Annotated in this window: 21 protein-coding genes; 14 read left to right on the top strand and 7 right to left on the bottom strand. The window is 45.2% G+C overall.

Features of this window, described 5'->3' with window-relative positions; all coding sequences use genetic code 11:
* Window positions 1-101: 101 nt before the first annotated feature.
* Complete coding sequence (locus VXQ92_RS11295; protein ID WP_064095170.1) at window positions 102-1778, top strand: AMP-binding protein; 1677 nt, start codon at window positions 102-104, stop codon at window positions 1776-1778.
* 49 nt (window positions 1779-1827) lie between these two features.
* Here VXQ92_RS11295 and VXQ92_RS11290 read toward each other — a convergent pair whose 3' ends face one another.
* Window positions 1828-2208: a hypothetical protein gene (locus VXQ92_RS11290; RefSeq protein ID WP_064102341.1), complete on the bottom strand. Its 381-nt coding sequence runs from the start codon at window positions 2206-2208 to the stop codon at window positions 1828-1830.
* 99 nt (window positions 2209-2307) lie between these two features.
* Between VXQ92_RS11290 and VXQ92_RS11285 the strand changes: the two genes are divergently transcribed.
* Both VXQ92_RS11285 and ppa read left to right on the top strand, forming a co-directional pair.
* Window positions 2308-2706 (top strand): MAPEG family protein, encoded by a 399-nt coding sequence (locus tag VXQ92_RS11285; protein ID WP_191730902.1) that lies wholly within the window; start codon window positions 2308-2310, stop codon window positions 2704-2706.
* Between the two features lie 116 nt (window positions 2707-2822).
* On the top strand, window positions 2823-3359 hold the full coding sequence (ppa, locus tag VXQ92_RS11280; RefSeq protein ID WP_064094678.1) for an inorganic diphosphatase: 537 nt from the start codon (window positions 2823-2825) through the stop codon (window positions 3357-3359).
* 95 nt (window positions 3360-3454) lie between these two features.
* On the opposite strand, the gene VXQ92_RS11275 is transcribed toward ppa, so the two are convergent.
* Window positions 3455-4771, bottom strand: coding sequence for an OprD family outer membrane porin (locus VXQ92_RS11275; RefSeq protein ID WP_416681693.1), 1317 nt, complete (start codon window positions 4769-4771; stop codon window positions 3455-3457).
* Window positions 4772-5369: 598 nt separating this feature from the next.
* Here VXQ92_RS11275 and VXQ92_RS11270 point away from each other — a divergent pair.
* Window positions 5370-6098, top strand: a complete 729-nt coding sequence (locus VXQ92_RS11270; RefSeq protein ID WP_144723540.1) for a TorF family putative porin — start codon at window positions 5370-5372, stop codon at window positions 6096-6098.
* Between the two features lie 47 nt (window positions 6099-6145).
* Here the strand turns inward: VXQ92_RS11270 and VXQ92_RS11265 are convergent, their stop codons facing one another.
* Together VXQ92_RS11265 and VXQ92_RS11260 are read right to left on the bottom strand one after the other, a co-directional pair.
* Window positions 6146-7636 carry a YifB family Mg chelatase-like AAA ATPase gene (locus VXQ92_RS11265; protein ID WP_144723542.1) on the bottom strand — a complete coding sequence of 497 codons (1491 nt, stop codon included), beginning with the start codon at window positions 7634-7636 and terminating at the stop codon, window positions 6146-6148.
* Window positions 7637-7702: 66 nt separating this feature from the next.
* Entirely contained in the window at window positions 7703-7930 is a 228-nt protein-coding gene (locus tag VXQ92_RS11260) for an accessory factor UbiK family protein (protein WP_064095169.1), read from the bottom strand.
* A gap of 277 nt (window positions 7931-8207) precedes the next feature.
* Here VXQ92_RS11260 and glnK point away from each other — a divergent pair, with 277 nt between their 5' ends.
* From glnK to VXQ92_RS11225, 7 genes are all read left to right on the top strand, one after another.
* Window positions 8208-8546 carry a P-II family nitrogen regulator gene (gene glnK / locus VXQ92_RS11255; RefSeq protein ID WP_005094485.1) on the top strand — a complete coding sequence of 113 codons (339 nt, stop codon included), beginning with the start codon at window positions 8208-8210 and terminating at the stop codon, window positions 8544-8546.
* Between the two features lie 58 nt (window positions 8547-8604).
* Window positions 8605-10017 carry an ammonium transporter gene (locus tag VXQ92_RS11250; RefSeq protein ID WP_064094674.1) on the top strand — a complete coding sequence of 471 codons (1413 nt, stop codon included), beginning with the start codon at window positions 8605-8607 and terminating at the stop codon, window positions 10015-10017.
* 140 nt (window positions 10018-10157) lie between these two features.
* Window positions 10158-10622, top strand: coding sequence for a transcriptional regulator NrdR (gene nrdR / locus VXQ92_RS11245; protein WP_064094673.1), 465 nt, complete (start codon window positions 10158-10160; stop codon window positions 10620-10622).
* A gap of 2 nt (window positions 10623-10624) precedes the next feature.
* Window positions 10625-11713 (top strand): bifunctional diaminohydroxyphosphoribosylaminopyrimidine deaminase/5-amino-6-(5-phosphoribosylamino)uracil reductase RibD, encoded by a 1089-nt coding sequence (ribD, locus tag VXQ92_RS11240; RefSeq protein ID WP_416681687.1) that lies wholly within the window; start codon window positions 10625-10627, stop codon window positions 11711-11713.
* Window positions 11710-13002: a DNA adenine methylase gene (locus VXQ92_RS11235; RefSeq protein WP_144723546.1), complete on the top strand. Its 1293-nt coding sequence runs from the start codon at window positions 11710-11712 to the stop codon at window positions 13000-13002. The genes ribD and VXQ92_RS11235 overlap by 4 nt, the downstream gene beginning before the upstream one ends.
* A gap of 22 nt (window positions 13003-13024) precedes the next feature.
* Window positions 13025-13684: a riboflavin synthase gene (locus VXQ92_RS11230; RefSeq protein WP_416681684.1), complete on the top strand. Its 660-nt coding sequence runs from the start codon at window positions 13025-13027 to the stop codon at window positions 13682-13684.
* 109 nt (window positions 13685-13793) lie between these two features.
* On the top strand, window positions 13794-14339 hold the full coding sequence (locus VXQ92_RS11225) for a VTT domain-containing protein (RefSeq protein WP_064094669.1): 546 nt from the start codon (window positions 13794-13796) through the stop codon (window positions 14337-14339).
* 51 nt (window positions 14340-14390) lie between these two features.
* Here VXQ92_RS11225 and VXQ92_RS11220 read toward each other — a convergent pair whose 3' ends face one another.
* The 3 genes from VXQ92_RS11220 to VXQ92_RS11210 are packed head-to-tail and all read right to left on the bottom strand — an operon-like array spanning window position 14391 to window position 16895.
* On the bottom strand, window positions 14391-15020 hold the full coding sequence (locus VXQ92_RS11220) for a hypothetical protein (RefSeq protein WP_416681682.1): 630 nt from the start codon (window positions 15018-15020) through the stop codon (window positions 14391-14393).
* A 26-nt stretch (window positions 15021-15046) separates the two neighbouring features.
* A complete protein-coding gene (locus VXQ92_RS11215; protein ID WP_064094667.1) occupies window positions 15047-15454 on the bottom strand; it encodes a DNA polymerase III subunit chi in 408 nt (135 codons plus the stop codon).
* Window positions 15447-16895 (bottom strand): leucyl aminopeptidase, encoded by a 1449-nt coding sequence (locus tag VXQ92_RS11210; protein WP_416681679.1) that lies wholly within the window; start codon window positions 16893-16895, stop codon window positions 15447-15449. The genes VXQ92_RS11215 and VXQ92_RS11210 overlap by 8 nt, the downstream gene beginning before the upstream one ends.
* 156 nt (window positions 16896-17051) lie before the next feature.
* Between VXQ92_RS11210 and lptF the strand changes: the two genes are divergently transcribed.
* The 3 genes from lptF (at window position 17052) to gpmI (ending at window position 20897) form a co-directional block, all read left to right on the top strand.
* The gene (gene lptF, locus VXQ92_RS11205) at window positions 17052-18152 is read left to right on the top strand and encodes an LPS export ABC transporter permease LptF (RefSeq protein ID WP_064094665.1); all 1101 of its coding nucleotides are present in this window, start codon (window positions 17052-17054) and stop codon (window positions 18150-18152) included.
* A 2-nt stretch (window positions 18153-18154) separates the two neighbouring features.
* Window positions 18155-19225, top strand: a complete 1071-nt coding sequence (gene lptG / locus VXQ92_RS11200) for an LPS export ABC transporter permease LptG (RefSeq protein ID WP_064094664.1) — start codon at window positions 18155-18157, stop codon at window positions 19223-19225.
* 124 nt (window positions 19226-19349) lie between these two features.
* On the top strand, window positions 19350-20897 hold the full coding sequence (gene gpmI, locus VXQ92_RS11195) for a 2,3-bisphosphoglycerate-independent phosphoglycerate mutase (protein WP_416681676.1): 1548 nt from the start codon (window positions 19350-19352) through the stop codon (window positions 20895-20897).
* The last annotated feature ends 14 nt before the right edge of the window (window positions 20898-20911 follow it).

Raw genomic sequence — 20911 nt, 5'->3', positions numbered from 1 at the left:
AAGATGGATGCAATATTGCACATATACAAGTCTAAAAACGGCGTGTGATATTGAAAAAAACAGTTGAAATACTAAGGATTATGATTGGAGAGATGGCCATTATGGAAAAAATTTGGTTTGCTGAATACCAAAAAACAGGGATTCCAGAAACAGTAGAATTACCACCAGAAAATACTTCTCTAGTAGATATTTTTGAACGTAATTTCCAAAAATTCGGCTCGCGTGATGCCTTTATCTTTATGGATAAGGCCATGACTTTCAATGAATTGGAAGAGGCGAGTCGCAAGTTTGCAACTTATTTACAAAGCTTGGGGTTGGCAAAAGGTTCACGTGTTGCCGTGATGATGCCAAACGTGCTTCAGTATCCGGTCGTGGCACTTGGGGTGTTCCGCGCAGGTTTGGTACTGGTCAACGTGAATCCACTCTATACATCACGTGAACTTGAGCATCAATTGAATGACTCAGGTGCTGAAGTTCTGGTGATTATTGAGAACTTTGCATCTGTTTACCAAGCGATTATTGGTAAAACACCGGTGAAGCATGTTGTAGTGGCTTCTGTCGGTGACATGCTGGGTGCCTTGAAAGGAACACTGGTAAACTTTGTACTGCGTTCTGTGCGCAAGCAGATTCCAGCATGGGATATTCCAGGCCACGTCAAGTTCAATACTGCTTTAAATAAAGTTAGCCCGAACAATTACAAGCGTCCTGAACTGGGCCTAAGCGATACAGCTGTACTGCAATATACGGGCGGTACCACAGGCGTATCTAAAGGTGCTGAACTGACGCACCGTAACCTAGTCGCGAACCTGTTACAGTGTGACGGTATTTTCCAGAGTAAATTTGGTGCGCAAGATGGTCAGCCAGATGACCGTATTTTCTGTGCCTTGCCGCTATATCATATCTTTGCGTTTATGGTGTGCGCACTGTATGGCATGTATAAAGGCCAGGCGAATGTCCTGATTCCGAACCCGCGTGATCTGCCTGCAGTGATGAAAGAATTACGTAAATACCAGCCGACTTTCTTCCCGGCAGTGAATACACTATTCAATGCGCTGGTGAACAATGAAGAGTTCAAGCAACTTGATCATAGCAAGTTAAAAATGGCAATGGGCGGTGGTATGGCGGTACTTCCTTCTACTGCAGCAGCATGGAAGAAAGTCACCGGAACCAACATTGTTGAAGGTTATGGCTTGTCTGAAACCTCTCCAGTCGCTACGGCAAACCCACCTGCATCTGAAGAATTTAGTGGCACCATTGGTATCCCGTTACCATCAACCGAAGTTGCTATTCTGGATGATGAAGGCAATGAAGTTCCATTGGGCGAGCAAGGTGAAATTTCAATCCGTGGTCCTCAGGTGATGAAGGGCTACTGGAACCGACCAGATGAAACTGACAAAGTGATGGTTAATGGCTTCTTCCGTACCGGTGATATCGGTGTGATGGATTCACGTGGTTATGTAAAAATCGTAGACCGTAAAAAAGACATGATTCTAGTGTCTGGTTTTAACGTTTATCCATCTGAGATTGAAGAAGTTTTGGCAACCCATCCAAAAGTGCTGGAAGTGGCTGCGATTGGCGTACCAGATGAAAAATCAGGCGAAGTGCCGAAACTGTTTGTGGTGAAAAAAGATCCATCTCTAACCACAGAAGAGGTTTTGGCATTTGCTAAAGAAAACCTCACCGGTTATAAACGTCCACGTTATGTCGAGTTTATGGATGAATTGCCAAAATCGAATGTAGGTAAAATCCTGCGCAAAGATTTACGTAAATCTGCCTAAATTCTGTAAAAAAAAAGCGCCGTCAGGCGCTTTTTTTAATTTGGACTTTTTATTTTTTCATTAACCAGCGGTCAAAATAAGGGCGGCCTACTCCGACTACTCCCAAGAAAATAAACATGGTACCGAACTGGCGGGTAAATCCGGTTTGATTAAAGCTGCCATAACTTAGAATATTATCTAGCAAGCAATAAACCAGGATTGCGATCAACCAGTGCCAGAGAGGCAGGCGCTTGATCCCTACAGCATAAAAAGAAATCCATAGAAGAGCAAAGGTGAAGATCGGTGACCAGATGTTCATATTGGCACAAATGACGGCGATCAGAAATGCCACAATCGGCAGCACAATTTTTAATACGCGATCCACTTGACGTTGATGCTGGCGTTGTTTCTCGAGGACATCGAACATTTCATTTTGATCAGGTGTGACCATAGTGAATCCTTAACAAGTAATAAAAAGCACTCTATTTAACAAAATTTATTCACGAAATGCCATGCTATGATAGGGATAAAATTTTATGAGAAAAAACAGATGCACAGCATTAGTGGGATTATCTATCTCATTTTAGCCGCTTGTCTTTTGCCCTATGTATTCACATTGATTGCAAAAAAAACTGCAGGCTTTAGCGCCAAAGACAATCAGCATCCACGGGAATTTTTAGAAAAGTCTTCAGGACTGGCTAGTCGTGCCAATGCTGTCCAGCAGAACAGTTTTGAAAGTTTACCACTCTTTATTGCTGCGATCTTGATGGCAGAATATATGGTGGTGCCCCAAGAGTTGGTCATGACGTTCGGTATTGCCTATCTGGTTTTTCGTACCTTGTACGGAATTTGCTATCTGGCCAACTGGGCAACTCTACGTTCTATTGTATGGTTGCTCTCGATGTTATGCCCGGTGGCTTTATTGCTGCTGATCATCAAGATCGTTTAAGTCAGCAAGTCAGCGGACATATTTACAGTTCGAGATTTAAAGTCTAAAAATTTCTTTAAAACCCGTTATAATTGTCGCGGTTTTTTAAAAGATATAACTTGTTAAAGAGTGATGCTATGAGCTACAGCAATATCCCAGCGGGTAAAGATGCGCCAAACGATATCTATGTGATCATCGAAATTCCTGCAAATGCAGCACCAATCAAATACGAAATCGATAAAGATTCTGATGCGTTATTTGTAGACCGTTTTATGGGTACAGCAATGTTCTACCCAGCAAACTACGGTTATGTACCAAACACCCTGTCACTTGACGGTGACCCATTAGACGTACTGGTGGTAACTCCGCATCCGGTCGAACCAGGTTCTGTGATTCGTTGCCGTCCTGTGGGTAAGTTGAACATGGAAGATGACGGTGGTATTGATGCGAAACTGGTTGCAGTTCCACATGATAAACTGACGCCAATCTACAAAGATGTTCAGGAATATACGGATCTTCCTCCATTACTGATCAGCCAGATCGAACATTTCTTCCAGCACTACAAAGACCTTGAACCAGGTAAATGGGTTAAGCTTAGTGGTTGGGACGGGGCTGATGTTGCAAAACAGGAAGTCATGAGTTCAATTGAAGCTTATGCAGAAGCAAATAAATAATTGCTTTTTGTTCATTGGGCTTTAAATTTTTAAAGCTTGGTATAAAAAAACCTGCACATGATGCAGGTTTTTTTATGGCTTGAATTTCGCGTGAATTAGAATAATTTCACAGGAATGTCTAGCCAGATACGCCATTCGTTGGTGTCACCAATATAGCTAGATTGGTAGTCATCACTCGCCCGGTAATAAGAGTGACGTAAGCGTAAGCTTGCATCTTTCAGGTGACCAGATTGAACGGTATATTTAACCTGGTTAAAAAATTCATGTTCCTGAGCATTGCTGGTGATTAATTCAGCGCGGTTATCCGGATTCGCAACATGGATATCCCAGCCATAAACAAAAGCCGTGGTCCAGTTTAAACCTGGAATGCCATGATTTTTGAAGTTATAGCTGTACTGTAGCTGAGCAGATTTTTCCTTATTGCCAATAAAGTCAGAAAGGTAAGAGTTGGGAAGATACATGCTCTGACCGCCATCAGCATTTTCACCATAATCGTAACCAACATTGCCTGAGTTTTGTTGGTAAGCCAGCATGATATTGTGCACGTCTTTGTTATAGGCACTTGAAACCGCCCAGATTGTATTATGACGGTCTGCCAGATCAGTCGTGGTCTGAGAGTAGGTATTGGCATCCTTGTCAAACTTAGTATGATATCCACTCAAATCTAAAGTTAAAGATGAATCATCTTTCAGGTCATGGGTAGAGTTGACACTCGCATAATGACGTTCCAGTTTATCTTTAACATCAACTCCATAATAAGAGGAGTTAAGGTGGTCATTGAAGTCGTATTTTGCTCCCCAAACTACTGCACTTTTCAGATGACGGCCATCAGTACTAAGTTGGTCTGAATATTGGTCTTTGGTGAATTTACCTGCTGTAAGCTTCAGCTTGTCTATTTCGTTACTTGTGACCAGTACCCCGGTAAAATACTCGGGAACCAGACGTGCGGTATTACTTGCGAGTACAGGAATATCAAGAACCTGAGTACCATAAGTAGCTGTCGTACTAGAAACACGAGCTTTCACATATGCCCCACCACGTGCCCAGGTACTATAAGGATCCACCCGGCCTTGGGCATCTTTGGCACCATTATTATGCAGGGGAATCATGTTATTCCCCGCGTGTGCATTTTTGCCTATCTTGAAAGATGCATCACCGATAATACCTGCACCAAAACCAACTACACCTTTAGTAAAGCCAGAGTCCAGTTTAACTATCGCCGTTTGAGCAGATGAGCGTGTATCCGCTACACCATTCTTTTTGTCACGGCTTAGAAAACCGGTGCGGAATAAAACCGTACCGTCAGCACCTTTAACAAAACCTTTAGCTTCAGCTTGTTCATTGGCATACACAGATGACACCAAAGCAGCTTGAATCATAACGATCAATGTTAATTTTTTTATATTTTGCATTGGGAGATGACCTTATACAAACTAGTAGAGAATTTTTAAGAATTGTATAAGAATTGATGGAAAAAATGTCATTTTTTATTGCAGATCTTCTATTAAAGTCTAATTTTTTTAACTCAAATTAAAAAATAGCGAAACTTAACGAAAATGGATTTATAACCATTTGGTAAAAAATTAATATAAACAAAAACCTGTTAGAAGGTAAAACTTATCTTTTTAAGAATGCAAAATAAGAAGAAATGGCTTTTATACTGAATAATGTGTAAAAAAATATGATCAAAAAATATGCACGGTTTTTTGGCATAAATTTTAGTTCTTCTAAAAGAAGAATCAAAATAGGGCAAGTTGTAAATAATTATGTATAAGCCTTAAAAAACGGAGGAATGGTGCTCAAATCTTTTGAGTCAAGAAATCACCTAGCACATACTTTTTAGAATAATTTAAATTTTAATTTAAAAACAGAAACTTATATATTAATCATTTTGTAGGTTTTATTGTTTCGAGTTTCCTTTATCCAGATTGGCATAGCTCTTGCAGTTTCGAGCTTGAGTTTAATCAATGACCATAAAAAACGTCTCAGACGATCTGGGGGAGTCACACAATGAAATCAACATTAAAAGTATTATCTCTTGCTTTATTGGGCGCTGCATCTTCTTTTACTTTTGCTGAGGAACCGGCTGCTGAACATACGGTATCTGGAAATATCAGCGTACTTTCAAGCTATAACCTGCGTGGTATTACCAATACGCCAGAAAATAAGGGCGCTACTTTACAGGGGGGGCTGGACTACAATCATGCTTCTGGTTTCTATGCAGGCTGGTGGGGTTCGACATTAGACTATGGTGATGATTTGCCCAATGCCTTTGAAAATGATTTTTATGCGGGCTATAACGGTTCAATCAATGAAGACTGGGGTTATACAGCGGGTTTAACTTATTATTACTATTATGATATTGGCAATACAGGCTCAAATGGTTTTGAAACCATGCTGGGTCTGACGTACAAAGATTTTGGTGTGACTGCTCAAACATTGCTTGAAGATCTTGATTGGGGTAATGCAGGGGATACCTATCTAAAAGGCACCTATAGCTATGCACTGCCAAAAGATTTTAGTCTGGATACTGCACTTGGCCTATATATTTATGCCAAAGATGGCGACATAAAAGGAACAGAAAACAGTTTCGGTTTCCGTCATTTCGATATCGGTCTAAGCAAGCCACTTGCTGATACAGGCATCACCGCCAGCATGAATTATATTTTTGGTGGTTATAACCGTTTTGAAGATAAACAGAAAAATAAAGTGGTATTAGGACTAGGCTACAGCTTCTAATCTTTGGTGTTTAAAAAAGGCGATCTCAGGTCGCCTTTTTTAATATTCTAAATCTGCTGCTGCCCGCGATAAGATAAAGCCTCCGACAGATGCTGGCTTTGGATATCGGGACTTTGATGCAAATCGGCAATGGTACGTGCGACACGCAAGACCCGATGATAGCCTCGGGCTGACAAATTTAATTTTTGCTGCGCCAGTTCAAGCATATTCTGAGCAGACTGATCTAATGCGGCATATTGCTCTAGCTGCTTCGGACTCAGACTCATATTCAAGGTGTTTTGCCGTTGCATCTGAATTTCATAAGCTGCAATGACGCGTTGTCTGACCGTTTCCGAGTTTTCTGTAGGTCTATTGTCCTGTAACTCATGCGCCTGTAATGGCGGTACATCAATATGCAAATCAATCCGGTCCAGCAGGGGGCCTGAGATCCGGTTCTGATAACGCTTAATACTTTCAGGCGAACATTGACAGCGGATATCCTGATTAAAGGCATAGCCACATGGGCATGGATTCATAGCAGCCACCAACTGGAAATTGGCGGGAAAAGTAATCTGGCGTGATGCCCGGGAAATGACAATTTCCTTTGCCTCCAAAGGCTGCCGTAAGACTTCCAGAACCTTGCGGTCGAATTCAGGCAGTTCGTCCAGAAATAAAACCCCTAAATGCGCCAGGGTGATTTCTCCTGGCTTGGGATGTGAACCACCACCGACCAGTGCCACGGCAGAAGCAGTATGATGCGGTGCCCGAAACGGGCGTTGCCCAAAAGGATGATTGGCATTCGCCACTGAATAGATACTGGCGACTTCCAGATTTTCCTGGGTCTTTAAAGGCGGTAAAATACTGGCCAATCGGGAGGCCAGCAAAGTCTTGCCTGTTCCAGGCGGACCACGAAACAGCAGGGAATGACCACCTGCTGCAGCAATTTCTAAAGCACGTCGTGGTCGTAATTGTCCTTTTACATCCGCAAGATCAAACTTATAAAAATGGTCTGTAGCAAGTGAACCGGATTCTATCTGCTGCAAGGACTGTGTCTGGGAAAGATGTTCACACACCTCTTTCAGATGATTGGCTGCGAAGACTTTAAAATCAGGGAGCTGACAGGCTTCCTGGGCATTTGGGCCAGGCAGGATCAGTTGATGCTGATCACTCTGACAGGCAATCGCAATACTCAGGGTTCCACTGACCGGACGTAATTGACCATCAAGGGCCAATTCTCCAATAAATTCAAGATGCTCGGTGCAATCTTCTGGGAGCTGGCCTGAAGCCACTAAAATGCCTAAAGCAATCGGTAAGTCCAGACGTGAGCCATCTTTTGGCAGATCTGCTGGCGCCAGATTAATGGTGAGACGTTTGGTGGGGAATTGAAAGCCGCTATTTAAAATAGCCGACCGTACCCGGTCTTTACTTTCCCGTACTGCTGCTTCTGGAAGCCCCACAATAGTGAGTGAAGGCATGCCCGAACTGACATGAACCTCGACTTCTATTAAAGGTGCATGCAGGCCAAGCAAGCCTCGCGTATAAATTTTGGCAAAAGACATTATTGTTGTTCCAATTTGGTGCGTTATTTTTATAGGTCTGGTGTCTTTTGTGCACTGTACTTGTGCTTATTTTTTGTTCGAAATTTTCTCTTCTAGTGCCTCAACCTGTTTGAGCAATTCATCCAGACGATAATTGGCTTTATTTAGGGCAGTGCGTTGACGTTCAATTTCTTCTTTAGACACCAGATCCATTTTAGCCACAGCTTCATTTAACAGGGCACGGAGATTATGTTCCAAATCTTTCTTAGGTTGTTCGACTTGCTGCATAATTGCTTGTAATAAGGTTTCAATCATCGTCTGATCCATTGCCATAGAAAGGAGCGCACAGTTTAGCATTGCTAAAATGCAGACTATAGTATTTCAGATAAAATATAGACTTATTCGGGCAGAGATATTGTAAAAATCCACATAAAAAATGTCTATTTTTTGAAGATTCAAGGACTTTATAAGTATAAAATAAGGTATAAATAGACCACATGCCGAGCTTTCTAATTTCCCCCGACCTTAGGGATCTTGGCATGAAATTTGAACGTAAAACCTTACTGGTGAAATAAGCCGAAGGAAAACAAACATGAAGCTCGTAACTGCAATTGTAAAACCTTTTAAATTAGATGATGTGCGCGAAGCATTGTCTGAAATTGGTGTTCAAGGCATCACTGTAACTGAAGTGAAAGGCTTTGGTCGTCAAAAAGGCCATACTGAACTCTATCGTGGTGCTGAATACGTTGTAGATTTCCTACCGAAAGTCAAAATTGAAATTGCCATCAGCGATGACATGGTTGACTCAGTAATTGAATCTATTACCCGTGTGGCTAGCACTGGAAAAATCGGTGACGGAAAAATTTTCGTAACTAACTTGGAACAAGTCATCCGTATTCGTACAGGTGAAACAGGGGCAGACGCTGTCTAACTTGGCACGAAGTTTGCTGGGTACCTAATAACTCACAAAAACTTGGTTGGGGGATACGATGAAAAAAATGCTACTCGCGTTCGGCATGGCCGGCGCTCTTTTTGGTGGTTCTGTTGCATGGGCTGAAGAAGCTGCAACAGCAACAACACCAACAGAAGAAATTGTGCTTGTTGAAGAAGCAGGCGATACAACACTAAATACAACAGAGACTACAGCAGTCATTGCTGAAGCAGCGCCAGTCGAAGCCGTAATACCTGCAGAAGAAGAACCAACGCTAGATACTGGTGATACCGCCTGGATTTTAACCTCGACCGCTCTGGTTTTATTGATGACCATTCCTGGTTTGGCGCTATTTTATGGCGGTATGGTCCGCAAGAAAAATGTCCTGGCGACCATGGCACATAGCTTTGTTGCTGCTACAGTGGTCAGTATTGCCTGGGTCATCATTGGTTATACCCTCGCTTTCGGGGAAGGTAATGCCTTTATAGGTAGCCTGGATAAATTCATGTTAGCGGGAATCACCACAGAAGCACTCTCGGGCACGATTCCTGAAATCCTATTCGTGATTTTCCAAATGACTTTTGCCATTATTACGGTTGCCATCATTAGCGGTTCGATTGCAGAACGTATGAAATTTGGTGCTTTCGTTGCTTTCATCGCACTTTGGGTGGTGATTGTCTATGCCCCAATTACCCACTGGGTGTGGGGTGGCGGCTGGTTAGGTAACGATGGCGCGCTTGATTTTGCCGGTGGTACAGTCGTACATATCAACTCAGGTGTTGCTGGTCTGGTAGCGGCATATATGCTGGGCAAACGTATGGGCTTGGGCCGTGAATCTATGGCACCACATAACTTGACCCTTACAGTGATCGGTGCATCTTTGCTCTGGGTAGGCTGGTTCGGTTTCAATGGTGGTTCTGCACTAGGTGCAAACGGTTCTGCAGGCTATGCCTTGATCGTGACTCAAGTGGCAGCAGCAGCAGCAGCTATCTCTTGGTTAATTACTGAAAAACTGGTGCGTGGTAAAGCTTCTGTACTGGGTGGTGTATCAGGTGCAGTTGCAGGTCTGGTCGTAATTACTCCTGCTGCAGGTTTTGTGACCGTAGGCGGTGCGCTGGCGATGGGTCTGATCGGTGGTGTGGTGTGTTTCTGGGGGATTACGGCACTGAAACGCGCATTGAAAGCCGATGATTCTTTGGATGCTTTTGGCCTGCATGGCGTAGGTGGTATTGTAGGTGCGATTTTAACAGCCTTCTTTGCCAGCGAATTCATCATGGGTGACAATGCCCCTGCCAATGTTATGCATCAGCTGTGGGTTCAGGTTGAAGGGGTTCTTGCAACAATCGCTTATTCTGCAATCATGACCTTCATTATCCTCAAAGTCATTGACTTGATCATTGGAATCCGTGTGACATCTGATGATGAGCGTATGGGACTGGATTTGAGCCAACATGGCGAACGTGTCGAATAATAATAACTATCTCATAATCAATATATAGTGTAAAACAGCCCGAATGGGCTGTTTTTTTTCTATATGTTGCGTAAAGCTCTACAAAGTTTGTAATTTTTGCTACACTCGGAAATCATCTGGATTTGCTCAATTAAACCGCTATGCATTGCCCATTTTGCAATACTGCAGACAGTAAAGTGATTGATTCACGCCTGGCAGCTGAAGGCTGTCAGATTCGTCGTCGTCGTGAATGTGTCAGTTGTAATGAACGCTTCACTACCTTTGAAAGTTATGAAGTGGTGATGCCACGTGTCATCAAGTCAGATGGCAAGAATGAGCCTTTCGATGAAGCCAAACTACGTCGCTCCCTGATGCATGCCTTGCAAAAACGCCCGGTGACCCAGGAACAGATTGAAACCGTGCTAAGTGATATCCAGCTACAGATTCGCCGTCTGGGTGAGCGTGACGTGAAATCACGTACCATCGGTGAAATCGTGATGCAGTCTTTATTTGCTCTGGATCATGTTGCCTATGTACGTTTCGCTTCGGTTTATCAGGATTTTCAGGATGTCGAAGCTTTTCGTCATCAGATTGAACAGATGCAACAACGAGAATTACACGAATAAACATGGCTGAATTGAATCAAGATCGAGTCTGGATGCAGCGTGCCATTGAATTGGCTCGTCAAGGGCAATATTCCACCAAACCGAATCCGAATGTCGGCTGTGTCATTGTTAAAGATGGCATCGTGATTGGTGAAGGCTTTCATCCCCAAGCCGGTCAGCCACATGCTGAAGTCTTTGCGCTGCGTCAGGCCGGTGAACAGGCACGTGGTGCAACCGCTTATGTGACTTTAGAACCTTGTGCGCATTATGGCCGGACACCGCCTTGTGCCAAAGGCTTAGTTGAGGCAGGCGTGGCAAAAGTTATTGTTGCCTGTCCTGATCCCAATCCGCTGGTGGCCGGCAAGGGCGTACAGATCCTGAAAGATGCGGGCATTGAGGTAGATGTTGGCATCTGTGAGGATGAAGCGCATCAGCTGAATCAAGGTTTCCTGAAGGCTATGGCAACCGGCCAACCTTATGTACGTTTAAAAATTGCTTCAAGCTTGGATGGCCGTACCGCGATGGCATCGGGTGAATCAAAATGGATTACTGGTGCAGCAGCGCGTCAGGATGTACAGCACTGGCGTGCGATTTCAGGCGCGGTGATTACCGGGATTGATACGGTCCTTGCGGATGACTGTGAACTGAATGTGCGTCAACTGGATGGCGTTGAAGATATCAAGACAGTGGTGCAACCGAAACGGATTATTCTGGACCGTCAGGGGCGTTTACCACTCAACGCAAAAATTTTAGCGCAAGCCGACACCGTAATGGTGATGGGGCCTTTTCGTCAAGAACTAGCTGATCTGGGTGTGCTACACTTGCCTGTACAAACCTTACAAGAATTATTGATGCTGTTGGTTCAACAGCATCAGATTTATGATGTGCTGGTGGAAGCAGGGGCGACCTTATCTACCGTATTTTTACAAGAACACTTGGTTGATGAACTGATCAGTTACGTTGCACCAACCCTATTAGGCCAGTCTGCGCGTACCATGTTTAATGCAGAATTCAGCCGTATGGCCGAACAACTCCGATTTAAGCTGCGCGATGTGACTCTCTTGGGTGATGACGTGCGCTTCAGGCTAATTCCTTTTCAAGAGACACTATGAGTTCAGAGCCTACGGTTTATCATAAACGTCGCCATGCGGCGCGTACCACCGATGAATATCTTTTCCATCAACTGGTTCCTTATCTGGGCAATAAGCGCCGTTTACTGCATTTGATTCTGGAAGCTCTGGAGAGTACAGGAACCCTGAAACGTAGCGATGGTCGTGCGCCAATCTTTGCTGATTTTTTTGCCGGTTCAGGTGTGGTTTCACGTTTGGCCCGCCAGAATGGTTATCGCGTGATTGCCAATGACTGGGAACCGTATAGCCATGCACTGAATCATGCGGTACTGGCCTGTACGGAAGCACCGGCATTTAAAGAGTTGGGTGGCTATCAGAAAGCCATTGACTACCTGAACCGTCTGCCTGAAGTCAAAGGCTGGGTCACGCACAACCTCTGTCCACGTAATGATGAAATCTATGATCCAGCCCGTGACCGTTTGTTCTTCAAACGCCGTAACGGCATGCGTATTGATGCGATTCGCCAGCAGATTGCCGCCTGGCAGGCCCAAGGTGCAATTGATGATGTGGAAATGTCTGCCTTGCTGGCCCCTTTGCTGTATTCAGCCAGTTTTGTCAGCAATACGTCTGGTGTTTTCAAAAGCTTCCACCATGGCTGGGGCGGGAAAACCCAAACTGCGCTGGAACGGATTGAATCATTGCTGTGGCTGACCCCAAGCCGTTTTTGCGAGTCGGATCAGAAAAAGGGAATGGCCGCAGAAATGTGGTGTGTCGATGCCCAGCATCTGGCCAACCAGATGAGCGGCTTTGAAGTAGACGTGGCTTATCTGGATCCACCGTATAATCAGCATGCGTATAGCAGTAATTATCATGTGCTGAATGCGCTGACCTTATGGGATCAAGCCGATTTACCGACTCCGGATACCAAGGGCTTTAAGAGTGGGATTGACCGGGCATGGCGCAAAGAGCGTCCGAGCCAGTACAACTCCTCTAAATATGCCAAAGAAGCCTATGAGAGCCTGCTGGCCACCATCAATGCGCGCTTTATTCTGACCAGTTATTCAACCGACGGGAATATCAGCGCCACCGATTTATTACAGGCCAACCTGAAACGTGGCCGGGTCAGCTTGCTGACCCAGGATGTACCGCGTTATCGTGTTAGTAAACAGCGTCAGTCCGAACGTGCCCGCGTACTGGAATTTATTGTGATTACCGATACCCACGCCAAGTCGGGTCCGCCAATCCGCCAGTTACTCAGCCAGCTGCATCATTATGCAGAATTGGGCGGTGTGGATACGACCGGCGTTAGTACCCAGTTGGCACTCTGGTAAAAGAATTGAAAAGGAAATAAAAATGTTTACAGGTATTATCGAAAGCCTCGGCAAAGTTGAAAGTCTGCAAAGCGTTGGCGGTGATGTACGTTTGCGGATTCAGACTGATCTGGACATGTCCGATGTACATCTGGGTGATTCTATTGCGACCAACGGTATTTGCCTTACAGTCATTGACTGGGGCGAGAACTGGTATGCGGCTGATGTTTCCCGTGAAAGCCTGAACCGGACTACACTGGGTAACTGGAAAGCAGGCCAGCCTGTCAATGTCGAAAAAGCCATGTTGCCGACTACGCGTTTTGGCGGTCATATTGTGTCAGGTCATGTGGATGCAGTCGGCGAAATCACGCTGGTTCGTGAAGACGCCCGCTCGATTTATTATGAAGTGACGGCACCGGCCGAAATTGCCAAATACCTGGCAGAAAAAGGCTCGGTTACAGTCGATGGCATCAGTCTGACGATTAATCATTTGCGTGGCAGTGTCATTAGTCTCAACCTGATTCCGCATACAGCGGAGCGGACCAATATCGGTACCTGGAAGGTGGGAACCAAGGTCAACCTGGAAGTTGATGTACTGGCACGTTATATCGAACGTTTATTGCTGGGTGATAAAGCAGCTGAAACCACTGAACAATCGAAAATCAGCATGGATTTTCTGGCTGAAAACGGTTTCTTAAAATAAGAAAAATGCTGATTTACTAAACAGTCTGATTGAAAAATTAGACTGTTTTTTTATTTTTCGGGATAATCAGCAGTTCAACTTGCAAATATTGCCTGGGTGGACGGGTCGAATGCTCGATTTTTTACTTAACTTGGAACAGTCATTGCCGCTATTGCTCGATCAATACGGGGTATGGATTTATGCAATTCTGTTTCTGGTGATTTTTGCAGAAACCGGTTCTGTATTTTTCTTTTTTCTGCCGGGTGACAGCTTGTTACTGGCTGTGGGAGCGTTATGCGCCAGCAGTGATATCGTGACCTTGCATTCCATGGGGTTGTTGCTATTTACTGCTACAGTGCTGGGTTATAGCGTGAATTATTACACTGGGAAAGTTCTCGGTTTAAAATATTTCAATCAGCATTCACGTTTTTTTAAGCCAGAATATATGGTGAAAACCAATCACTATTTTATGAAACATGGTGGTAAAACTATCGTGATTGCGCGCTTTATTCCCTTTGTTCGCTCATTTGGCCCTTTTGCTGCAGGATCGGCCCATATGAGTTTTGCCACATTCAGCTTCTATAATATTGTGGGGGGTATACTCTGGATTGGCACTTTATTAAGTATTGGTTATCTGCTCGGAAATGCCGCCTTTATGCTGGCCGACTTTTTCTAGGATAAAACTAAAAAAGCCCGAATGTTCGGGCTTTTTATGTGAAAGGATGATCTAACTATTGCGTGGCTGCTCAGAAAATTCAGAGTTTTGAATGATATACTCAATTTCTTCTTTGGCTGCAGCACGCATTTTCTCTCTGAGTGCATTGACAGTTTGTTCAATCACCGCTTCTGCCTCAAGTTCCAGACGTAAACGCACACTTTCTAATTCGGATAAAATGTTCTGGTCCTCAATCTGGCTGTGGCCTTTGGCAAAGTCAAAAGTATGCTCAGGGTTTTTCCGAAAGCGGTCAACATAGTGCTGCACTTCAGTCTTTAGATGCATATTCATTTCAGCAAGCATTTGGTTCTGTTCGCTCAATTTTCGCTGTTCTTCAAGACGTAGCTGTTCTAGATAGGCTTGTTCTTCGGCACGCTTTTCGGCCAGAGCTTTTTCGAGCGCGAGCTGTTTGCGAATACGGGCTTCTTCAATCAATTCGGCCTTGCGCTGCGCATAGGCTGCTTCAATCTTGCGTTCAGATTCCTGCTGCAAGCGCTGCTCACGACTCTGCCATTCTTCCAAAGACGTTTCAGGTTTTAAAATATCGCAGATACGAGAGAGGTCATCGATAAAGGTCTGACGTACAGCTTCCGGCACATTTAACCAGCGCTGTTTAAAATCGGGACCTACATTTAATGCCACGTGCCTCTCCTTATGAATAATATCGGTTAAAGCTTATGGGTGTTTGGCTCAATGCCTAAACGACGATACTGTTTGAATTTTTCACGGCCCTGCTGTTTAGCCGTTTCTTGGTTTTCAATAATCTCAATAATGTGACTAAATTTCGCGTAAGGTTCAAGTGCTTCCGGATTAAAATTGAAAATAATCCAGTCAGACTCTTCAGGTAGCCTTGCCGAAATACAGACCGTGGCCTGAGGCTGGTCAATGCCATGGGGAATAAAACTGCCTGGATCAAAGCTCCACAGGCGTTCATCCAGCTGTTGCTGCAATTCGGCATTAGCACACAGTAACCAGATCCGCGCCGGCTGGCGCAGAATCTTGCGGCATAAACGGCAAGCGCTGTCCACTTGCCGTTCAGGGCTTTTTTCAAATAAATAAAAGCTGACTTTAGCCATTCGACTGAACGCGGTTGGCTAGGAATTGCATCAATAGTGGGACAGGACGGCCGGTTGCACCTTTATTGGTACCTGAGTTCCATGCCGTACCTGCAACATCCAGATGTGCCCAGCGATATTCACGGGTAAAACGTTGTAAGAAGCAGGCAGCAGTCACAGAACCGGCTTTTGGACCACCGATATTGCCAATATCTGCAAATGGTGAGTCAAGCTGTTCCTGATAGTCTTCCAGTACCGGCATACGCCATACCCGGTCAAACGAATCTTGACCGGCAGTTTCCAGCTCTGCTGCCAGTTTATCATCTGGTGTGAACATACCGGTTAGCACTGAACCTAAGGCGACCACACAAGCACCAGTTAAAGTTGCAATATCAATCACTAAAGCAGGATTGAAACGTTTTACATAAGTCAGGGTGTCGCACAGCACCAGACGGCCTTCGGCATCGGTATTCAGGATTTCGACGGTCTGACCACTCATGGTGGTCACGATATCGCCAGGACGGGTGGCTTTGCCTGAAGGCATATTCTCTGCTGCAGCAATGGTACCTACGACATGCAATGGTAAGCGGGACTCACACAATGCACGCATCGTGCCGAGCACAGAGGCTGCACCGCACATGTCGTATTTCATTTCGTCCATGCCTGCGCCTGGTTTGAGAGAAATACCGCCGGTATCAAACGTAATGCCTTTACCTACCAGCACGACCGGTGCTTCGCTACGCTCTGACTGATACTCTATGCTGATAATACGGCCCGGACGCTCTGAACCCTTACTTACTGCAAGGAAGGCACCCATGCCTAAATCTGCCATCTGCTGTTCGTCCAGCACCGTGACTTTAAGCAGGTCTGGATATTCAGCGGCCAAAGCCACCGCCTGTTCTGCAAGATATTCAGGGAAACAGATATTGCCTGGACGGTTACCTAGGTCACGTGCCAAGTTTTGTCCGTTCTGCACTGCTTGTACCAGTTGCAACTGTTCGGTAGTTAATACGCTATGGGTGGCAATCAGGTCGATCTGCTCAAGTACAAATTCATTTTTCTTGGATTTGTATTCATCATAACCATAGCTGGCCTGAGTTAGAAACAGGGCAAACAGATAATGGAATTCTTGTGGAAGCTGGTTCAGGTCTACAGAAATCTGTTTGAATTTTTTTTGAGTGGCCTGAATAATAGTCTGTGCGATTTTTGCAAGTTTGGCCGGTTGCAGTTCAGCAACTTTGCCCAAGCCGATCAGTGCGGCATGGCTAGACTGACTTACCTGACCAATTAGGCTCAGGCTTTCGGCCAATGCTGCCTTGAATTGAGAGGCTTCAATTAATGTGTCTAAATTATTGATTTGATAGGTTGCTGTTGTATTCTGAAGCTGTTCTGAGTCAACTAAAATCAACAAAGATTGACTTGATCCATTCTCTGGGAATGACGTATTAATTGTAAGTTTCATATTCTGTTTTCACGCCTGTCTAGATTGGTAAATCATTCAGTCATTGAAACATTTATCTGAATAGATTTTCAATGGGCTGAGCGGCTTAGGTTTTATATTTTTGCTATTCGGGTAAACTAGCACTCGTTTTATAGACCTTATTTTGGAAGAATTAATTTGATTATTCGGCGTTATCTGGTCAAGCAAGTTATCTCGACATCCTTGGTGGTGATTGCCTTATTGACTTTGATCATGATGGGTGGTCGACTGATCAAGTATTTTGGGGTCGCTGCACAAGGCCGTCTGGATGCAGGCATTCTATTTAGCATTATTGGCTACCGGCTGCCTGAATTCTTGACCCTGATTCTTCCACTCGGTTTCTTTATTGGACTGATGCTGGTTTTTGGCCGTTTATATGTCGATCATGAAATGGCCGTCCTGAATGGTAGTGGTGTCAGCCGGCATCAACTGGCGCGCTTGCTAGTGCCGATGACCCTGGTATTTTTGATTGCTCAGGCGGGACTCATGCTCTGGGCTGCACCTTGGGGAATACGCCAGTTTGAAGCCCTGACCACCAGTCAGGCGGTACGTACCGGTTTTGATCTGGTACGACCCAAAGAATTTATCTCTTCCGGACCCTATACCATTTATGCGGGTGACCTGTCTGAAGACCGTAAAAACTTAAAAGATATATTCTTCTATCAGCGTGCGCAAAAAGAAGGCAAGCCGGATGTGATGATTCTGGCACAGGAAGCGACCCGAATCGAAATACCAAATGATGCTGCCAATGTGGTAGATCTGGTCCAGGGGCGCCGTTATGAGATTTATCCGGGTACACCGCAGTATACTCAAGCTGAATTTGAAAGTTATCGTCTGCGCCTGGAAAGTAATGAAGAAGTAGAGTTTGCCAGTACTGACGTTGAAGCCTTGCCGACTTCGCAATTATGGAAGAACCGTCAGGATCCTGTGGTGGCCAGTGAACTGGGCTGGCGGGTGTTTGTGCCTTTTGCCATTTTGATTGCCCTGATCTTGGCTGTGGCCTTATCTGAGGTAAGTCCACGACAGGGTCGTTATCTTAAGTTATTTCCTGCCCTCATGATCTTTGCCAGTCTGATTGTGGCCCTGATGGCAGTAAAGACCCGGATCAGTAAACAGGAAATGGGAATCTGGGCCTATCCATTGATCCTGATTGCCTATGCAATTGCAGGTGCCTTGTTCTCACGTAAACAGAAATTGGGTCCGAAAATCAAGAAACAGATTCAGCGAGTGAGGTCTTAACAATGTTGGCACGTCGTATAGTTGCAAAACATGTGACCCAAACCACTGCGCTGGCCATGCTGGGTGCAACCGCGGTATTGGCGGGTTTACAGGTTTTATTTACTTATCTGGGTGAGCTGGGCTCACTCAAAGAAGGGTATGGCGCCTGGGATGCCTTGAAATATGTACTCTGGGAAGCGCCGAAATATTTGTATGAAATCCTGCCGATTTCTGCACTGATTGGTGCAGTATTGGGACTGGGCACATTAGCTTCGAATAGTGAGCTGATCGTGATGCGTTCGGTGGGTGTAAGCTTATGGCGTATAGTCGGCTGGGTCATCCGTTCAGCCCTGTTGCTGGTGGTGTTGTCTTTTGCCTTAAGTGAGTGGGTGATTCCGTATACCACTGAACAGGCTAAAAGCGTCAAGAGTGCCAGTAAAGCCGCTCAACTCGGTGAAGTCCGTGGTTACTGGACCCGCGAAGGTCAGCGCTTTATTTATATCGATTATGCCAACTCCAAAGGTCAGCTGAAAAATGTGCAGATGCTGGATTTCGATGACAATTACCGTTTACGTGGCACTTTAGAGGCTAAAGAGGGTGAGTTTGTCAAAGATGGAGCCTGGAAATTAAACAGTACCGAACAGTTTGATATTTTAAAAGATGGCAATGCGACTCTGGTGCAACATGCTGAACAGCCACTGGCTCTAGCCTTGCAACCGAAATATGTGCATATGGTGACGATTGATCCAGAAGATTTATCGCCAAGCCAGCTAGTGAGCTTTATGAGCTATATGCATGAATACAGCCAAGTGCCTAAAACCTATCAGTTGGCCTTCTGGCAGAAAGTCGGTTCCCCATTTGCCCTGATCGCCTTGGTAGTGATTGCCTGTTCGTTTATTTTCGGGCCGTTGCGTCAGCAATCCATGGGTTTTCGTCTGGTGATCGCCTTATTTGCCGGACTGGGTTTCTTCTATCTGCAGGATTTCCTCGGCTATGCCAGTCTGATTTATGCACCCTCACCAGCCTGGTTCGTATTTATTCCCATTCTGATCATGTTTGGTATCGGGGGATATCTGCTGCATCGGGCACGCTAAACCACAGGGAAATAGAACAAATCAATCATCATGAGCGGCCTAAACCATACCCGGGTCATGGCCTCTTTTTATAAACTTCGCTAAAATAGAGCGATTAATTCGTAGACGAACAGAGTATTTCATTATGACGGATGCAACTGCTGGCAAAATCCCTCACGTTTTGGTGATTATGGATGGTGTGGGTCATCGCGAAGCGGTCGAAGACAATGCGTTTTTAGCAGCTAAACGACCAAATTTAACTGCAATGCAGAACAAGCATCCACATGGTTTGATCTCGGGTTCAGGTGAAGATGTTGGCCTGCCGGATGGCCAGATGGGTAACTCGGAAGTCGGACATATGAACCTCGGTGCAGGCCGTGTGCTGTATCAGGACTTTACCCGAATTACCAAAGACATTCGTACAGGTGACTTCTTTGAACATGAAGTGCTGGTCGATGCAGTAGAGAAAGCCAAAGCTGCAGGTGGGGCAGTACATTTGCTTGGCCTTTTGTCTGAAGGCGGTGTGCACTCACATGAAGATCATATCGTGGCGATGGCAGAGCTCGCACTGAAACGTGGTGCCAAAGTCTATTTACATGCATTTTTAGATGGTCGTGATACACCGCCTAAAAGCGCACAGCCTTCATTAGAAAAACTCGATGCATTATTTGCGCAATATCCAGGTCAAGGTCGTATTGCGACCATGATCGGCCGTTATTTTGCCATGGACCGTGATAACCGTTGGGATCGTGTTGAACAGGCCTATCGTCTGCTGACTGAAGGTGAAGCGGTTCGTAACACAGCAACTGCAGTCGAAGGTCTGGAACAGGCCTATGCAGCTGGTGAGTCGGATGAGTTTGTCAAAGCGACCCGTATTGGCGAGCTGGCAAAAATTCAGGATGGCGATAGCGTGGTGTTCATGAACTTCCGTGCTGACCGTGCCCGTGAATTGACCCGCGCATTTGTGGAAAAAGACTTTGCCGGTTTTGAACGTAAAGTGGTGCCAAATCTGGCGAAGTTTGTCATGCTGACGCGTTATCAAGCCACGATTGATGCACCTGTGGCGTATATGCCTGAAGCATTGGTCAACTCGATTGGCGAATACCTGTCAAACCTGGGCAAAACCCAGCTGCGTATTGCGGAAACAGAAAAGTATGCCCATGTGACTTTTTTCTTCAGTGGCGGTCGTGAAGACGAATATCCGGGTGAGAAACGTATCCTGATTCCATCGCCAAACGTAGCCACTTATGACCTTAAACCGGAAATGAGTGCTTATGAAGTGACTGATGAACTGGTTGCTGCGATCAATTCAGGTGAATTTGACCTGCTGGTGGTGAACTATGCCAATGGGGATATGGTCGGCCATACTGGCGTATTCGATGCTGCGGTAAAAGCAGTTGAAGCGGTTGATACCTGTTTGGGCCGGGTTTACGAAGCCGTGATGGCGCAAAAAGGTCATATGATTGTGACTGCCGATCATGGTAACGTTGAGCAGATGCAGGACTACCACAGTGGTCAGGTACATACCCAGCATACGACTGAATTGGTTCCATTTATTTATGTCGGCCCAACTCAGGCCACAATCGTGGAAGGTGGGGTGCTGGCAGATGTCGCACCGACTTTATTAAGCCTGATGCAAGTTCCGGTACCGGCTGAAATGCAGGGCCGTAACCTGATTCAGCTTGATGCATAATCTTTAATAAAATT

This window comes from Acinetobacter sp. 228 (assembly GCF_048147885.1).
The sequence above is the reverse complement of the archived record's forward strand: the minus strand, read 5'-3'. Positions and strand labels throughout refer to the sequence as shown.

Coding starts and splice junctions, on each gene's coding strand:
- VXQ92_RS11250 (WP_064094674.1), top strand. CDS start 8,605: ATGAAAAAAATGCTACTCGCGTTCGGCATGGCCGGCGCTCTTTTTGGT.
- lptG (WP_064094664.1), top strand. CDS start 18,155: ATGTTGGCACGTCGTATAGTTGCAAAACATGTGACCCAAACCACTGCG.
- VXQ92_RS11215 (WP_064094667.1), bottom strand. CDS start 15,454: ATGGCTAAAGTCAGCTTTTATTTATTTGAAAAAAGCCCTGAACGGCAA.
- glnK (WP_005094485.1), top strand. CDS start 8,208: ATGAAGCTCGTAACTGCAATTGTAAAACCTTTTAAATTAGATGATGTG.
- VXQ92_RS11210 (WP_416681679.1), bottom strand. CDS start 16,895: ATGAAACTTACAATTAATACGTCATTCCCAGAGAATGGATCAAGTCAA.
- VXQ92_RS11270 (WP_144723540.1), top strand. CDS start 5,370: ATGAAATCAACATTAAAAGTATTATCTCTTGCTTTATTGGGCGCTGCA.
- VXQ92_RS11230 (WP_416681684.1), top strand. CDS start 13,025: ATGTTTACAGGTATTATCGAAAGCCTCGGCAAAGTTGAAAGTCTGCAA.
- nrdR (WP_064094673.1), top strand. CDS start 10,158: ATGCATTGCCCATTTTGCAATACTGCAGACAGTAAAGTGATTGATTCA.
- VXQ92_RS11295 (WP_064095170.1), top strand. CDS start 102: ATGGAAAAAATTTGGTTTGCTGAATACCAAAAAACAGGGATTCCAGAA.
- VXQ92_RS11260 (WP_064095169.1), bottom strand. CDS start 7,930: ATGATTGAAACCTTATTACAAGCAATTATGCAGCAAGTCGAACAACCT.
- VXQ92_RS11265 (WP_144723542.1), bottom strand. CDS start 7,636: ATGTCTTTTGCCAAAATTTATACGCGAGGCTTGCTTGGCCTGCATGCA.
- VXQ92_RS11275 (WP_416681693.1), bottom strand. CDS start 4,771: ATGCAAAATATAAAAAAATTAACATTGATCGTTATGATTCAAGCTGCT.
- gpmI (WP_416681676.1), top strand. CDS start 19,350: ATGACGGATGCAACTGCTGGCAAAATCCCTCACGTTTTGGTGATTATG.
- VXQ92_RS11290 (WP_064102341.1), bottom strand. CDS start 2,208: ATGGTCACACCTGATCAAAATGAAATGTTCGATGTCCTCGAGAAACAA.
- ppa (WP_064094678.1), top strand. CDS start 2,823: ATGAGCTACAGCAATATCCCAGCGGGTAAAGATGCGCCAAACGATATC.
- ribD (WP_416681687.1), top strand. CDS start 10,625: ATGGCTGAATTGAATCAAGATCGAGTCTGGATGCAGCGTGCCATTGAA.
- VXQ92_RS11235 (WP_144723546.1), top strand. CDS start 11,710: ATGAGTTCAGAGCCTACGGTTTATCATAAACGTCGCCATGCGGCGCGT.
- VXQ92_RS11285 (WP_191730902.1), top strand. CDS start 2,308: ATGCACAGCATTAGTGGGATTATCTATCTCATTTTAGCCGCTTGTCTT.
- VXQ92_RS11225 (WP_064094669.1), top strand. CDS start 13,794: ATGCTCGATTTTTTACTTAACTTGGAACAGTCATTGCCGCTATTGCTC.